General features: G+C 42.1%; 13 protein-coding genes and 3 pseudogenes. 13 read left to right on the top strand and 3 right to left on the bottom strand.

The features are described from left to right. Nucleotide 1 precedes the first annotated feature (1 nt). The 7 genes and pseudogenes from TT12_RS10275 (at nt 2) to TT12_RS10245 (ending at nt 4,845) form a co-directional block, all read left to right on the top strand. Nucleotides 2–774 (top strand): annotated as a pseudogene (locus tag TT12_RS10275) (ABC transporter permease). Nucleotides 775–837: 63 nt separating this feature from the next. Continuing rightward, nucleotides 838–1,695, top strand: a complete 858-nt coding sequence (locus tag TT12_RS10270) for a hypothetical protein (protein WP_045454528.1) — start codon at nt 838–840, stop codon at nt 1,693–1,695. After that, nucleotides 1,696–2,220: a hypothetical protein gene (locus TT12_RS10265; protein WP_045454525.1), complete on the top strand. Its 525-nt coding sequence runs from the start codon at nt 1,696–1,698 to the stop codon at nt 2,218–2,220. Nucleotides 2,221–2,269: 49 nt separating this feature from the next. After that, nucleotides 2,270–2,563, top strand: coding sequence for a hypothetical protein (locus TT12_RS10260; RefSeq protein ID WP_207804048.1), 294 nt, complete (start codon nt 2,270–2,272; stop codon nt 2,561–2,563). Between the two features lie 99 nt (nt 2,564–2,662). Further along, complete coding sequence (locus TT12_RS10255; RefSeq protein ID WP_207804047.1) at nt 2,663–3,421, top strand: hypothetical protein; 759 nt, start codon at nt 2,663–2,665, stop codon at nt 3,419–3,421. Between the two features lie 63 nt (nt 3,422–3,484). Continuing rightward, nucleotides 3,485–4,359, top strand: a pseudogene (gene queF / locus TT12_RS10250) (NADPH-dependent 7-cyano-7-deazaguanine reductase QueF). A gap of 84 nt (nt 4,360–4,443) precedes the next feature. After that, a complete protein-coding gene (locus TT12_RS10245) occupies nt 4,444–4,845 on the top strand; it encodes a lysozyme inhibitor LprI family protein (RefSeq protein WP_045454513.1) in 402 nt (133 codons plus the stop codon). A gap of 86 nt (nt 4,846–4,931) precedes the next feature. On the opposite strand, the gene TT12_RS10240 is transcribed toward TT12_RS10245, so the two are convergent. Then, nucleotides 4,932–6,650, bottom strand: coding sequence for a proline--tRNA ligase (locus TT12_RS10240; RefSeq protein WP_045454510.1), 1,719 nt, complete (start codon nt 6,648–6,650; stop codon nt 4,932–4,934). Nucleotides 6,651–7,208: 558 nt separating this feature from the next. On the opposite strand from TT12_RS10240, the gene TT12_RS10235 reads away from it, so the two are divergent. Both TT12_RS10235 and TT12_RS15575 read left to right on the top strand, forming a co-directional pair. Continuing rightward, nucleotides 7,209–7,946: a DUF4230 domain-containing protein gene (locus tag TT12_RS10235; protein WP_045454507.1), complete on the top strand. Its 738-nt coding sequence runs from the start codon at nt 7,209–7,211 to the stop codon at nt 7,944–7,946. 168 nt (nt 7,947–8,114) lie between these two features. Then, complete coding sequence (locus TT12_RS15575) at nt 8,115–8,276, top strand: hypothetical protein (protein ID WP_201605505.1); 162 nt, start codon at nt 8,115–8,117, stop codon at nt 8,274–8,276. A 277-nt stretch (nt 8,277–8,553) separates the two neighbouring features. Here TT12_RS15575 and TT12_RS17395 read toward each other — a convergent pair whose 3' ends face one another. Further along, nucleotides 8,554–9,645, bottom strand: coding sequence for a cryptochrome/photolyase family protein (locus tag TT12_RS17395; protein WP_243443586.1), 1,092 nt, complete (start codon nt 9,643–9,645; stop codon nt 8,554–8,556). Beyond that, nucleotides 9,603–10,244, bottom strand: coding sequence for a deoxyribodipyrimidine photo-lyase (locus TT12_RS17390; RefSeq protein ID WP_243443585.1), 642 nt, complete (start codon nt 10,242–10,244; stop codon nt 9,603–9,605). Before TT12_RS17390 ends, TT12_RS17395 begins: the two co-directional genes overlap by 43 nt. Before the next feature lie 210 nt (nt 10,245–10,454). Here TT12_RS17390 and TT12_RS10225 point away from each other — a divergent pair, with 210 nt between their 5' ends. From TT12_RS10225 to accD, 4 genes and pseudogenes are all read left to right on the top strand, one after another. Next, nucleotides 10,455–11,138, top strand: coding sequence for a phosphoribosylanthranilate isomerase (locus TT12_RS10225; protein ID WP_045454504.1), 684 nt, complete (start codon nt 10,455–10,457; stop codon nt 11,136–11,138). 102 nt (nt 11,139–11,240) lie between these two features. After that, nucleotides 11,241–12,515 carry a tryptophan synthase subunit beta gene (gene trpB, locus TT12_RS10220; protein ID WP_227678923.1) on the top strand — a complete coding sequence of 425 codons (1,275 nt, stop codon included), beginning with the start codon at nt 11,241–11,243 and terminating at the stop codon, nt 12,513–12,515. A gap of 129 nt (nt 12,516–12,644) precedes the next feature. Then, nucleotides 12,645–13,468, top strand: a pseudogene (gene trpA / locus TT12_RS10215) (tryptophan synthase subunit alpha). A gap of 269 nt (nt 13,469–13,737) precedes the next feature. Then, nucleotides 13,738–14,700, top strand: a complete 963-nt coding sequence (gene accD / locus TT12_RS10210; RefSeq protein WP_201605568.1) for an acetyl-CoA carboxylase, carboxyltransferase subunit beta — start codon at nt 13,738–13,740, stop codon at nt 14,698–14,700. The last annotated feature ends 215 nt before the right edge of the window (nt 14,701–14,915 follow it).

Here is a 14,915-nt window from a genome sequence, read left to right as displayed (position 1 = left end):
CATGTCATGGAATAAAAAGTGGATTGCTTTTCGCACCATTTTGTTAAAAGAGGTTCGCCGAATTTTGCGTATTTGGCCACAGACCTTGCTGCCACCAGTGATTACGATGAGTCTCTATTTTGTCATCTTCGGTAAGATGATTGGCTCGCGTGTGGGTGAAATGGGCGGCGTACCATACATGCAGTTTATCGTGCCTGGCCTCATTATGATGTCGATTATTACCAACAGTTACTCCAATGTGGTATCGAGCTTCTTTAGTGCCAAGTTCACCTCTAGTATCGAGGAGCTATTGGTTTCGCCAGTTTCCAAACATGCGATTTTAATGGGCTATATTAGTGGTGGTATCTTTCGTGGACTGGCCATTGGTATCATCGTTTCAATAGTCGCACTATTTTTTACCGACCTTGGCATTGAGCATTTATTTGTAACGATATTTACGGTACTGGGTACGTCTATCTTATTTTCACTTGGTGGCTTTATCAACGCCGTGTTTGCCCGCTCATTTGATGATATTTCTATCATTCCAAGTTTTGTGCTTACGCCATTGACTTATCTAGGTGGTGTGTTCTACTCGATGGAAACTTGTCACCATTTTGGCAAAATATCTCGCTATTAAATCCTATTGTTTATATGGTGAACTCATTCCGTTACGGTATTCTTGGTTATTCTGATGTGAATGTCTGGTATTCGATGGCTGCTATTTTTGTCTTCTGTGCGGTATTCTATACCATCGCCTATCGTTTACTCAGTAATGGCTCACGTGTGCGCTTGTAGATTAGTTTGTAAAATGTAGCTTGTCACCTTATTATAAGAGTCCAACATTGTTGGGCTTTTTTTATGAAAAATTTTTTTGTCAGAAGTATGAGTAAGGCTTTTACAGCCACTTTATTGAGTACAATCACGAGCATTGCCATCGCAGCGCCACTTACGGCAATGGATGATTATGATTGGGTTGTCATGGAGACGCCTGTAGATCCTGCAACGTATAAGTATGATTGCCATAACGACTACAAATATGAAACTTATGATGCGCTACAAAACTGTCTTTATAACTTGAGGGAAGATGCGGATAATGCGCTTAGTAAGCAATGGAGTATCAGCGATAAAGTCGTTAGAGAGAGAAATGCCATTTATATCAAAGTCGCTAATCGGAAAAACCCACTAGTATTTGTTGATTACTCCAGTCCTTATGAGGAGGATTTTAATCCTTATTATTCGCTACAAGACTACGATAAATCACGGAAATTACTGACAATACATCAAAGATTTTATGAAGGAGAGAGCTTGACGGTAGTTAATTTGGTTACTGGGTTTTGGCAAGATTTTAGTCTCAGAAAGCTAAGTATCTCTTCTGATATGAGATATATAGTCGGTTTTGAAAGTGAAATGGGAGCGACGGAACACGTCAATATTTTGGAGCGACAAGATAGCGGTTATTATGAAGGCTACTATAAAAAAGTCTATAGCAGTAGTGACGATTCAAAAAACTACGACAATCATAAAAAGTTTTATCAAGCAGATAAAGCACAGCAGGTTTATGATAGCGAAACCTTTACTTGGGTAAATGATGATAAGTTTTATGCAGATTCTTTTTATAAGTTGAATCAAGCGGATTCAGCGGCTTTTAGAGTACGATATACCTTTATTAAAAATACCTCAACGAATAAGTGGCAACTGTATGAAGGTAGTAGGTAAATGATTACTATCTCTCATCACATAAAAGCAGCGTTGACTGTCGCAGGACTATTTATATTGACCACAATAGCATCCTTAGATGCACAGGCAGCGCCTTTAGCTTTAGAGCCATCGACAAATGAAGAGGTATGGATAAAAGTCCCTGCGCCTGTAGCGATAGACTGGTATGAAGACAGCTGTCGATACGATCATACTGAATATCGAACGTTTAAAGATTATGAAAACTGTATCTTTAAATCGTTAGCCCAAGCTGATAATGCACAAAGCCGAAAGTGGGGCTTGAGTGACCGCGTTATTCGAGAAAAAGATACCATTTATATTAATACACCCAACCATAAGCAACCATTGGTATTTAAGGATTATCTTGAACCGTTTGAAGAAGAGTATAGGGCTCATTATCAATTGCAGGATTATGATAAATCACATCATCTGTTGCAGTTACTACGTACGATGTATGAGACTCAAGCGACTGTCATTGTCGATTTAAACACAGCGCTGGCAAGAGCTGTATGCGACCAATCTTAAGTTTTCTAGCGATATGAATCAAGTGGTAGGGTTTAATGGTAGGCAAGGTGTGACCAGAGATATCATAATATGGGAGCGTCAAAAAGCTGACAATGACGGACGCTATGCAACGATATTTGCTAGTAATGAATTATATGAACAAGATTATGATAATGACAAAAAACATGAGGTGTACGAAGCGCGAGATATCAGTTGGACAAGCAATAATAAAGTTAACGTTGATTTTTATTACAGAGTCAATCCCACTGACACGGTAGCATTTCGCGTGCGCTATATTTATGCGGCTGATAATAAAGAGGGTAAATGGCAGAGAGTTTTACCTGATGTTAATACCAACGATTAAAAAACAATAAAAAGGTCTAGCTCTCATATGCAAATAACTCTATCAGTAGCCACTGAAATTCGCATCTGTATGACGAGTGCAATACTGCTAATGCTGTCAATGCCAGCACAAGCAGACCTGCCCAAAGCGACGATGGATGACTATGTTTGGAAAGTACTAGACCCAACCAGAAACTCAAATTACTTTGATGATAAGTGTGAATACGATAGTCTGGTCTTTTATAGGAAATGCCTTGAGACAAGCTTAGAGAAACATGATAACAAGCTTAGCAAAAAGTGGGGATTGGGCAACCGTGTTTCGAGAGAAAAAGATACTATATATATCAAAGTACCCAGTCGAAGCTTACCGTTGGTTTTTCGTGATGAGCTGTTTGCTCCTGACGGCCAATCTCACTCTTATTTTTCACTATATGATTATGACGAAAAGAGACAACTGCTGTACTTGTTGAGAAGTTTTCCCGAAATAGAAAGTACTGTACTTATTAATCTCAAAACTGGATTTAGTCAAGAATTTGATGGTATCGATTTAAGTGTATCACCCAACAAAGAACGTATTACTACAATAGAGCGTTATGTAGGTGAAGAAAATATTACGATTTGGCAAAAGCAGAAGGAGGGCGATTATCAGATTGTTTACGAGAGTGACCCCAGCGAATTAAAAGCGCACTTGGATTCTTATCAAAATCGAGACCAGAGACATAGTTTTGAAAATGTAGATATTGAATGGCGAAGTAAGAATAGTGTTTTAATCGATTTTTATTATCTTATCAATGAAACAGATGATGTCGGCTATCGAGTACGTTTTAGCTTGGTCAAAAATGCTAGTTCATCAGAGTGGCAAATGATTCCCATAAAATAGCCCATTGCTGTAAAATGACTGGTTTTTATTTCATTATATTTAAGCATGAAAGGTAAGTAACTTATGAGTATTCACGGTATCTTGGGTGAGCAAACCACTGACTATCCAACCGAGTATAGTCCAGAGACCTTGTATCCTATCGCTCGCAGTATGGGTCGCGATGTCATTGGCTGGCAAGACGATAAGTTGATGGTTGGCATCGATTGGTGGCAGGCATTTGAGATGTCTTGGTTGAATCCGCAAGGACTCTCGCAAGTGGCTATCGCGCGTTTTGGTATTCCAGCCAGCTCGCCATTTATCGTTGAGTCAAAGTCACTTAAGCTCTATCTAAATAGTATCAACTTTACTGAATTCGCTAGTTGGAATGATGTGCAAGCGCTGATTGCTAAAGACTTATCAGCTGTGTACAAGCAGACGTGCAAGTTGAGTTGTTTAGCTTAAATGACGACCTGCATAATAAGACAACAGGGCTATTGATTGCTCAGCCTGAGGGTGTTTGTATTGATAATGCCTTAGGAAATAGTACGGATAAAGTGGCATTGACGATGCACCCTGATGCGTCGCTATTGAGTGGTGATAAAACGGATGCTCATTCAGAAATCCACAGCGTGCAGCCCTATACTTTTTATTCTAATTTGCTACGTAGTAATTGTCCGGTGACCAATCAGCCAGATTGGGGGACGTTGGCGGTTTCGATTACCAGTAATAAAACAGTCGATGAGGCCGGAATGCTGCGTTACATCTTAAGTTTTCGTCAGCATAACGGTTTTCATGAGCAATGTGTGGAGCAGATATTTGCTGATTTGAGTCAATACTATGAGCCAAGTGAGCTGATGGTTCGCGCTTGGTATACACGCCGAGGCGGTATCGATATCAACCCTTGTCGCGTCAGTGATATCCGCTTAATGCCACAGCCAAGCCGCTTGATTAGGCAGTAAATAAATATTAATTTTTAGCTTTCATTGATGCGCGTTCTTTTCTATACTCAATAAACCTTATTTTATGAATATTGAGATGCAGTTATGAAGTTAAAAACCAGCTTTTTAACTGCTCTAGGGACTGCTACTTTGTCTCTAGCTACCTTGCAGTTGGCACAGGCTGCATTTGTGGAAAATCAATATAACTGTGAAAATGCTTATATGGAAGTGGCTTATGATTGTGGTAACGATGCGATTGTAGTCGAAAAAAATCGCCTTAATAAAATCTATATGAGCGTTTATCGTACTTTGAATAAGACACAACAACAGCAGTTGGATAAAGAACAGCGTATATGGTTAAAGATTCGCAGCGATAAGTGTGATTTTGACTACGAAGGTCCAATGAATAATTCTGTGGTATACGCCCAGATTAGCGCTAATGTTTGCACCGCTAATGAAACACAGAAACGTAGTAAGGCGATTGCCAAAAAATATAATATCAAATAACAATTTTCATTTTTTTAGAAGTAAAAAAAGCGCCTATCTCATTTATGAGATAGGCGCTTTTTATGGCACAGTTTTAACGAGTAAAACTATTTGCCGCTCACTTTTGCCATGACTTCTTCACGGCTCAGCATTTGCTTTTCTGTCTCACGGCGATTGACGTATTCGTACTTGCCTTCAGCCAAGTTACGGTCTGAAACCACGATACGATGTGGAATACCAATCAATTCTAGATCAGCAAACTTAACACCTGGACGCTCGTTACGATCATCAAGAAGCACATTGATACCTTGAGCCTTTAGCTCTTCGTACAGTGCTGTTGCCGTTTCCATTACCGTCTCTTCTTTTGACTTCATCGGTATGATAGCGACTTCAAAAGGAGCGATTGAATCATTAACCGTTGGCGTCTGTGGCCACATGATACCGTTTTCGTCGTTGTTCTGTTCGATAGCAGCGGCAATGATACGGCTCACACCAATACCGTAGCAACCCATCATTAGGGTCACAGGCTTACCATCTTCACCAGATACGGTAGCATTTAACGCTTGCGAGTACTTATCACCTAACTGGAAGATATGACCGACCTCGATACCACGTTTGATTTTTAGGCTGCCTTTACCATCAGGAGAAGGGTCGCCTTCTTGTACATTGCGTACATCAACGACACGAGTAATGCTCGCATCACGCGCCCAGTTCATACCAGTGGTGTGTTTGTTGACTTCATTGGCACCGCATACAAAGTCTGACAAAGTTGCTGCCGAACGATCAACAAAGACAGGCATATCCAAATTAACGCCAATATAGCCTTTATGCAGACCAGCAGCTTTCAGTTCTTCATCAGAAGCCATTGTCAGCGGCACATTGGCCTCTTCGATTTTCTCAGCTTTGATCGTATTTAGCTGATGATCACCGCGTAATACGATAGCGATAAGCTGTGGCTCATCATTTTCGGTATGACCATGAACGATTAATGTTTTGACCGTCGTTTCTAATGGTAAGCCTAAATGTTCAGCAACCATTTTACAGCTGGTCATATTTTCCGTCAGGACGTCTTCGCGCTCCATCTTCGGTGGCTGACGCTCAGCGGTGCTCACTGATTCAGCAAGCTCAACGTTGGCCGCATAATCAGAAGAATCAGAGAAGGCAATATCATCTTCGCCGCTGTCTGCTAAGACATGAAATTCGTGTGAAGCAAAACCACCAATAGAACCAGTATCCGCTTGTACCGCACGGAAATCTAAACCCAAACGGGTAAAGATACGTGTATAAGCGTCATACATATCATGGTAAGTCTTGGCGAGTGAGGCTTGGTCAACGTGGAACGAATAAGCATCTTTCATGGTAAATTCGCGTGCGCGCATCACACCAAAACGTGGACGAATCTCATCACGGAATTTGTTCTGAATTTGGAAAAAGGTGATTGGTAATTGTTTATAACTACGCAGCTCGCCTTGCGCCAGATTGGTGATGACTTCTTCATGCGTCGGACCAAGCACAAAGTCGCGATCATGACGGTCTTTGAAGCGCAACAGCTCAGGACCATAATCGTTAAAGCGTCCGGTCGTTTGCCAAAGCTCGGCAGGCTGGGTCATCGGCATGAGCACTTCTTGTGCACCAACTTCTTGCATCTCTTCACGAACAATACGTTCGACTTTTTGCAAGATGCGTAGCCCCATGGGCAACCAAATATATAACCCAGAAGCAATCTTTCGGATAAGACCGGCACGCACCATCAATTGACTTGAGGCAATATCGGCATCACTTGGGGTTTCTTTTAGAGTGGCAAATAAAAATTGACTGGCTTTCATAAATAAAGCGTAACCTTATCAACGATAAAATAAATAAGAAATAGTAGGATGTTGAGCGTGTGCTTTGATGGCCGACGCAAGCTTACCTTTGTATCACTTGGTAATAGTCTAGGACATGCCTAGCTAAAAAGTACTGTGACAAACAGTACATGAATAGAAAGTGCGTTCATAAAACGCCTTACAAAAAGGCTGGAACTTTTTATTTTGTATTAAAACGTTGATGTTGGCAGCGTCATACTTTACGCATAAAGACCAGAAAAATAGATGTACGCCAACATTTTGCTTATACAATCTGACTATGTTAGGTAAAGTTAGCCTAAGACGCAATGACTTTTTGTTTTTTCAGACAGAACGTGACTTAAACAAGCAAATGAGGTCACTACAACTCGATTATTTACCAGTTTTTAGGGTATTTATAGTAAATGGTAGCGCTAGTCATTATGTAGCGTATTGGTAGTTATTACTTGAAGTTGCTGCTCAAAAGTAGCATTTATCATTTAGACAGTTATTTGTTATACGTTTAATAAAAATAAATGATAAAACTCTGAGGGTGTTTATATGAATAATCCTGACAATCGATCTCCTGTTAATAATGATGCGACTAACTCACAAGCGAAAAAACCCATTGCGATGATGTCGTGGATGATATTGCTCATCGGTTTAGCCGCTATCGTTTTTGCTATTTATAGTGTGCAGAATATAACCAAGGAAGAGCCGATAGAAACCATTACTCGTGAAGGCGTGGTCACACAAATCCAAAAATTGAATCGTTTGGAAACGGTGGCGTTTAGTGTCGATACCGTCATTACCAGTCAACGTCCTGGCAGTTGGATGAAGCTGTGGCAAGACGAGCAAAAAGGTTTGTTTATCGCGCGCGGACGAGTGGAGGCGGGGATTGATTTAAGTGCACTTACCCCAGAGATGGTACAAGTGGTGCAGCCTGAAATTAACGTCGATGAGGTACAAGAAGCGGGTGCCAATACGCCAGTCTCAGTGATGCCGCAAATCAATATTACCATCCCACCATCAGAGATATTTTCAGTTTATCTAGACGATATCGAGATTTATGATTGGCAGACGGGTGCTTTTGGCATGATGCAAGTCGATCCAAAAATATTGCAACAAGCGCAAAGTATGGCAAAAAAAGAAGTGCTCGAACGCGCTTGTCGCGGTGATGTCATGAATATGGCACTAGAAAATGCGCAAACCCAACTGCAACAGCTATTTTCGTTAACTGGTGCAGTTGTGACGGTAACTACGCAAGGTGCAGGCGCGTGCCAGATACCAGTAAAATAATACATACATAATTTTATTAGAGCCATAGACTAGATAATCATACGTTAGCTTATTCATTGGAAACACTTAAAGTAACGCCATTTATATTGTATAGTAGAGCTTATCTATTATTCATAAGTAACTTATGAATTTCGTTGGTAATATAACCCTATATAAAAGGTGGCGTATATGACAACTCTTAATAATAAACCGTCTTCTAAGCCTGAAGATCAGCTTAATAAGCGCCCTAAAGCGAAAGAATCGCTTTCTTTTGCGACATGGGTACTGTTAATTATAAGCTTCACTCTACTAGCCTATGCCTTATACATTATCCAAACCCGCATATTATAAGCAGCCAGCTGATACTAGGGCGTGTCCTAAATTCAATCGATTACTTTCTAAATGTGCTAAAAATAGCTAAATTTTGCCAAACATCGTCAAACAGCTTCTTAATATTTCGATATTATGTGCGCTACTTTCCTTGTTTGACGGTAATTTATCTCATTTTTATCACCATTTTTAAAATGAGGACACGCCCTAGGAAGGGTAGATAATGTGATTAAAATACAATAGCTGACACTCTTAGTAAATTGAGGTTTTAGTGTTGATGTCATGCGTCGCTATTTTGCTATTTTTTAAATTCAGCAATCGCTAATTGGCGAGCCGCTTTATGTTCGACCATCGGTAATGGGTAATTAATATCAGCAAACTTACCGCCCTTTGCCAGTGCTTGACGCATTTTATCCTCGCTATGCAAGATGGTGGCAGGAATGGCTTTTAGCTCAGGTAGCCACGTCTTGATAAATTCGCCATCGGTATCGTGGGTTTTGGCTTGGCTAAAAGGGTTCATAATGCGAAAGTAAGGTGCAGAGTCGGTGCCAGTCGACGCGCTCCATTGCCAACCACCATTATTGGACGCAAAGTCACCATCTATCAGCTGCTGCATAAAGTAGCGCTCACCTAAGCGCCAATCAATCAATAAATCCTTGGTCAAAAACATCGCCGTGACCATCCGCAAGCGATTGTGCATAAAGCCCGTCGCATTCAGGCAGCGCATTGCCGCATCGACTAACGGCACGCCAGTTTTACCTATGCACCATGCCTCAAAATCGTCTTGATTATATGACCAGTTAATTTTGACATCAGTCTCATGTTTATACGCTTGATGGCGAATCAGCTCGGGCTTATAGTCTAAAACATGACGATAAAAGTCACGCCAAGCTAGCTCACTTATCCAGCGGTTAATGTCGTTATTATCAGTGTTGTTAAAGCTATCCCCGCTGTCTAAGGTGTCACCGCCATTCCCATGTAATTCTCCCAGTGCTTTGCTTAATTGTAGGGTAGCTTGTAAGTAGCAAAGTCTGGGGCTGATTGCGCCAATAGTCAGGTAGGCAGATAGCTGACTGGTGGTATTTAAACTGGGTACATCGCGACTGATATCGTAGTTATCAATATCCTCAGCGATGAAGTCCTCTAAACGCTGGCAAGCTGCATCTTCGCCAGCAGGGTAGGCTGCCCGAGCGTGCTCAAGCTGTATGTCTATATCAATGTGCTCTAATAAGCCAGTATTTTGCAGTGCCTTTTGATAATCTTCGCCTACTTCTTTACTTACTCTTTCTATATCTTCGATAGTAGCACTGGCGTTTGAGACTTCTAGTTTGGCTTTAGTGTTGCCATTTATGGCGGATGCCTCATGCATTTGTATGGTGCTGATATCCAAGGTATGCCGCATTTTTTATAAAATGGGGTAAACACCTGATACATGCTGTCATCGTTCGTGGTGATGGTTTGTGGTGGCAAGATACATTGATCATGCCAGCGGATAAATTCTATATTGTTGTTTGCAAGCTGTTTGGTTAAATGCTCATCACGCTTAATCTCATTGCCTTCGTACTCGTGATTTGCCATCACAGTGCTAATCTGGTTCGCGCTACAAATATCTAGCATCGCCTCAACACAGTCAGAAAAGCTTGAGCTGACTTGTACTGTTAAGTGGATATTTAATTGTGTTTGCAGAGATTTGGCTAGGATAGGCAAAGTGCGAGCTATATGGTCGAGCTGTGTCAGCGACATGTCATGTGCTTGCCATTGTTCAGGCGTCACGAAGTAAACAGCGCTTACTGAGGCGTTATCCGCATTTGCCTGCTCGCAAAGCGCAGCTAGAGCAGTATTATCATGAACTCGCAGGTCACGACGAAACCACATTAAATAATGTGCTGGATTTACGCTAGTGGCATCGTCGTTATTGTTGACATTGCTTGTTTCGGTGCTATCTGTGCTATCGGTGTTATGAGATGTTTCCGCCGCCGTTTTAGACATTCAACTATCCCTCTATTAATCAATCGCAATCATAAACAAAACTGGTAATAAAAGTATGCTAGGATAAGTTTTTGGATGCAATGGATTTACCATTCAATTAACAAATCCTCATATTTACGCTTTAGCGTTGGCAATTGACGTTTACTTGCCGTCAATGTAGCGAAGACAGTCTAATAATGTCGTACTGAGTGTTATATCTAAGGTCACATCATGCACGTTAAGTTTTGCGGATTTACCCAGCCTAATGATATTAAAATTGCCGCCCAGTTGGGTGTTGATGCGGTTGGCTTGGTGTTTTATCCGCCCAGTCCACGCGCTGTCACTATCGAGCAGGCGCAATCGTTAAGTGCGTCTTTGCCAGCTTTTATAAGTATAGTGGCTCTAGTGGTGAATATGCCGCGCGCAGAGCTGATAGAATTAGCGAATCAGGTCGCTTTTGATATCATTCAATTCCATGGTGATGAAACACCGGAGCAATGTGCGCAGCTGGCCAGTGCGGTCAATAAACGCTGGATAAAAGCGCTGCGTATTAATGCTGACCAACACACCGCTGCTAGCGTAAGCGCCGAGATTAATGAGTTTGCTGCCGCTGGCGCGAACAGTATCTTATTGGATGCTTATCATCCCCATAAATATGGCGGCACAGGGGCACGTTTTGATTGGAGTCTGCTACCGCAAGACAGCTCGCTACCTATTATTTTAGCGGGCGGACTGGATGCCGATAATGTCGCTGCCACTTTAGACTTGCCTATTTATGCGGTCGATGTCAGCGGTGGGATTGAGTCTGACAAAGGCAAAAAAGACGCTGCCAAAATGCGTGCCTTTATGAAAGCGGTAAAACGCGACCGATGGCAAAATGAGACGCTTGGCGAACCTTCGAATATCAGTAACTAGTTTTTTAGCCGTGAACTTTTTATCCGTTAAATAGCTAATTACTTGGAAAATTTTCCCCCTTATTTATCTTAAAAAATACCACTTATTAGAGTAGGAGTTATCATGAGTCATGTCGCGAGCAAAGATGTATCGGCTACTGCTAAAGCTATCAATACCTTCACCAATCCAGAGAACGTGCAAGATTTCAATCAATATCCTGATGCCCGTGGACATTTCGGCGTGCATGGCGGTCGCTTTGTCTCTGAAACCTTGATGGCAGCACTAGAAGAGCTAGAAGCGTTATATACCAAGGTCAAAGCCGATCCTGCATTCTGGGAAGAGTATCACAACGATTTGGTCAATTATGTCGGCCGCCCAACGCCTTTATATCATGCTAAGCGTCTCAGTGATGAGATAGGCGGTGCGCAAATTTATTTTAAACGTGAAGACTTAAACCATACTGGCGCACATAAAGTGAATAACACCATTGGACAAGCACTACTTGCCAAAATGAGTGGTAAAAAACGTATCATTGCTGAAACGGGTGCAGGTCAGCATGGCGTAGCGACGGCGACAATCGCCGCGCGCTTAGGGTTAGAATGTATCGTTTATATGGGTGCGGATGATGTCGAGCGCCAAAAGATGAACGTTTATCGTATGCGCTTGCTCGGTGCGACAGTGGTACCAGTAACTTCAGGTTCACGGACACTGAAAGATGCCATGAATGAAGCGATGCGTGATTGGGTTACTAATGTCGATAGCACCTATTATATTATCGGTACGGTCGCTGGCCCGCATCCTTATCCGTTATTGGTACGCGATTTCCAAGCGATTATCGGCAAAGAAGCACGTATTCAGCATCTGCAAATGACGGGTAAATTACCAGATGCATTAGTCGCTTGTGTGGGTGGTGGCTCAAACGCTATTGGCTTGTTCTTTGATTTCTTAAACGATACTGACGTTAAAATGTATGGCGTTGAAGCAACGGGTGACGGTATCGAAACGGGTCGTCATTCAGCACCATTGGCTGCTGGTCGTATCGGTGTACTGCATGGTAACCGTACCTATCTGATGGCCGATGATGAAGGTCAAATTCAAGAAACGCATTCTATTTCAGCGGGTCTTGATTATCCTGGCGTTGGTCCTGAGCACAGCTTCTTAAAAGACATGAAGCGTGTTGAATATGTCGGTTGTACCGATAAAGAATCGCTAGAAGGCTTCCATGAAGTGACGCGCAAAGAAGGCATTATCCCTGCGCTTGAATCTGCTCATGCCGTTGCTTATGCATTGAAGCTTGCTAAGACAATGACGCCTGATCAAACGATCATTGTTAATATGTCTGGTCGTGGCGACAAAGATTTGCATTCAGTGATGAAGGCGGAAGGGATTGAGTTGTAGTGGCCTCTATTTTTATAAGCTATTTTACGATTTATTCATTATAAGAAAAATTGCTTAACACCCTTTGTTTAATATGGATTCTTAAATAAAGGGTTAACTAGGCCAGTTTATAATAATCAAGAGAACACTATGACCAGAATTGAAAGCACTTTTGAAACCCTAAAAGCCCAAAACAAAAAAGCCCTGATTCCTTATGTCATGGCAGGCGATCCTAATCCAAGCAACTTCGTTTGCCTCTTACATGACTTAGTTAAGCACGGCGCGGATATGATTGAAGTAGGCTTGCCGTTTTCTGACCCGATGGCAGATGGCCCAGTCGTCGCTTTAGCTGGAGAGCGTGCATTAGCCGCAGGTACGAGTACACGTGATGCGCTAAAAATGGTGGCAGAATTCCGTCAGCAAGACACGCAGACCCCCATCATTTTGATGGGTTATCTAAATCCCGTGGAAATCATTGGCTATGACAACTTTGTCGCGCTATGTGAGCAGTCAGGTGTGGATGGTATTTTGATGGTTGATTTACCACCAAGCGAGGCGGGCAGTTTTACCCAACATTTGACTGAAAATTCGATGAATGAGATTTTCTTATTATCACCAACGACTTTGCCTGAGCGCCGTGAGCAAGTATTGACCCATTGCGGTGGTTATATTTATTATGTGTCATTAAAAGGCGTGACGGGTTCGGCAACGCTTGATACTGATGATGTTGCGACTCAAGTGCAAGCGATTAAAGCAGCGACCGATTTGCCAGTATGTGTGGGTTTTGGTATTCGTGATGCAACGTCTGCCAAAGCGATTGGAGCGCATGCGGATGGTATTATTGTCGGTAGTGCCTTGGTTCAAAATTTGCTGATATAGATGCCAATGATAGCACTGCGGTTGCCGCCGCTCAGCAAAAAATCATGGCAAAAATGGATGAGCTACGTGGTGCACTTGATAGTTTGAGTGCCTGAGTGAAATAAAGTTAAATTATCGTCACTTAAATCGTCATGGCAATATGAATAACAATGTTTATAAAGACAGGGTTAAATGACTTTGCTAAATTTAGTTTACGTGTGTAAACTAACATCACATATAAATTGTTACAGTTTCACGTAAGCGTGCCTTATAACTGCGCTTTATAACTGCGAAAGTTATGAGGATATGTGACGATTGAACTGATCCTTATAAATCGATTCTTAGGGACAAGCGCATGAGCCAGCTTGTCGATAAGCCTTTGATAATGGCGAATAATATGACTGATACGATAATAAAACCTGATATGACAACTCTGAACCATACTGAAAAAAGCAACGCTGAGCCAAACGGTAATACTGCTGGGCAATCGTGGTTTAATCGCCCGATACCGGGTATTAAACAGCAATTGACAGCGCCTTTGACAGCAGTAGAGACCGAACCGTCAACCAAGTGCAGTAATTGTCATTCGATGATTACCAATACGGCGCTTATTTTTAACTGCTATGTTTGCCCGCATTGTGATCATCATTTACCGATGAGTGCTCGTGAGCGCTTAAACTGGCTACTCGATCAAGTAGAAGGTGAGCTTGGGCAACAATTTACTGCCAAAGATCCGCTAAGATTTGTGGATAGCAAGCCGTATCCGCAGCGTATGATAGAAGCACAAGATAAGACAGGCGAGTCTGAGGCGCTGATTGTGCTGTATGGTAAGCTGCGCAATCTTGATGTGGTGACTTGTGCCTTTGACTTCCGCTTTATGGGCGGTTCTATGGGCTCAGTGGTTGGCGATCGTTTTGTCCAAGCAGCTGAGAAAGCACTGGCAGACAAAGTTCCTTTAGTTTGCTTTGCTGCCTCTGGCGGCGCACGTATGCAAGAAGGTTTGCTGTCTTTGATGCAGATGGCTCGTACTGCCGCAGCGATTGAGCGTTTGAGAATTGCTGGCGTGCCGTATATCGTGATCTTGACCAATCCTGTTTATGGCGGTGTGACTGCGTCGCTCGCTATGTTAGGTGATATTCATTTAGCAGAACCAAAAGCCATGATCGGCTTTGCTGGTAAGCGTGTGATTGAGCAAACGGTTCGTGAGACGCTAGAAGAGCCGTTCCAGCGTGCCGAGTTCTTGTTAGAGCACGGTGTGGTCGATGAAGTGGTGCATCGTCATCAAATGATTGATACCATTTATCGTTTGCTGGCAAAGTTAAGCCGCATGCCTAATGTTGATGCTTAATTTGCTCATCAGCTTGACTAATGGATAACTGAGTTTAATATTCCGCATGACTTATGCTTAGTAGCATGATCAATTTTGCTGACTAACTAAGATCAATCAATAGCATTTATCGTCAACAGCGGTAAATGCTATTTTTGCTTTTTAGGCAGGTAGTTATATACTGTCTCTACTTTCTTAATGAATGCTTTCTAATCCTCTATTTTTTATTCGAAAAA

The sequence above is a fragment of the Psychrobacter sp. JCM 18903 genome (genome assembly GCF_000586475.1).
Classification (GTDB): Bacteria; Pseudomonadota; Gammaproteobacteria; order Pseudomonadales; family Moraxellaceae; genus Psychrobacter.
Note: the sequence above shows the minus strand (reverse complement) of the source record. Positions and strands in the feature narration are given on the sequence as shown.

Excerpts from the sequence above, each read along its gene's own strand:
- TT12_RS10245 (WP_045454513.1), top strand. The coding sequence starts at position 4,444 with ATGAAGTTAAAAACCAGCTTTTTAACTGCTCTAGGGACTGCTACTTTG.
- TT12_RS10240 (WP_045454510.1), bottom strand. The coding sequence starts at position 6,650 with ATGAAAGCCAGTCAATTTTTATTTGCCACTCTAAAAGAAACCCCAAGT.
- TT12_RS10255 (WP_207804047.1), top strand. The coding sequence starts at position 2,663 with ATGCCAGCACAAGCAGACCTGCCCAAAGCGACGATGGATGACTATGTT.
- TT12_RS10225 (WP_045454504.1), top strand. The coding sequence starts at position 10,455 with ATGCACGTTAAGTTTTGCGGATTTACCCAGCCTAATGATATTAAAATT.
- TT12_RS10265 (WP_045454525.1), top strand. The coding sequence starts at position 1,696 with ATGATTACTATCTCTCATCACATAAAAGCAGCGTTGACTGTCGCAGGA.
- TT12_RS10235 (WP_045454507.1), top strand. The coding sequence starts at position 7,209 with ATGAATAATCCTGACAATCGATCTCCTGTTAATAATGATGCGACTAAC.
- TT12_RS15575 (WP_201605505.1), top strand. The coding sequence starts at position 8,115 with ATGACAACTCTTAATAATAAACCGTCTTCTAAGCCTGAAGATCAGCTT.
- accD (WP_201605568.1), top strand. The coding sequence starts at position 13,738 with ATGGCGAATAATATGACTGATACGATAATAAAACCTGATATGACAACT.
- TT12_RS10270 (WP_045454528.1), top strand. The coding sequence starts at position 838 with ATGAAAAATTTTTTTGTCAGAAGTATGAGTAAGGCTTTTACAGCCACT.
- trpB (WP_227678923.1), top strand. The coding sequence starts at position 11,241 with ATGAGTCATGTCGCGAGCAAAGATGTATCGGCTACTGCTAAAGCTATC.
- TT12_RS17390 (WP_243443585.1), bottom strand. The coding sequence starts at position 10,244 with ATGTCTAAAACGGCGGCGGAAACATCTCATAACACCGATAGCACAGAT.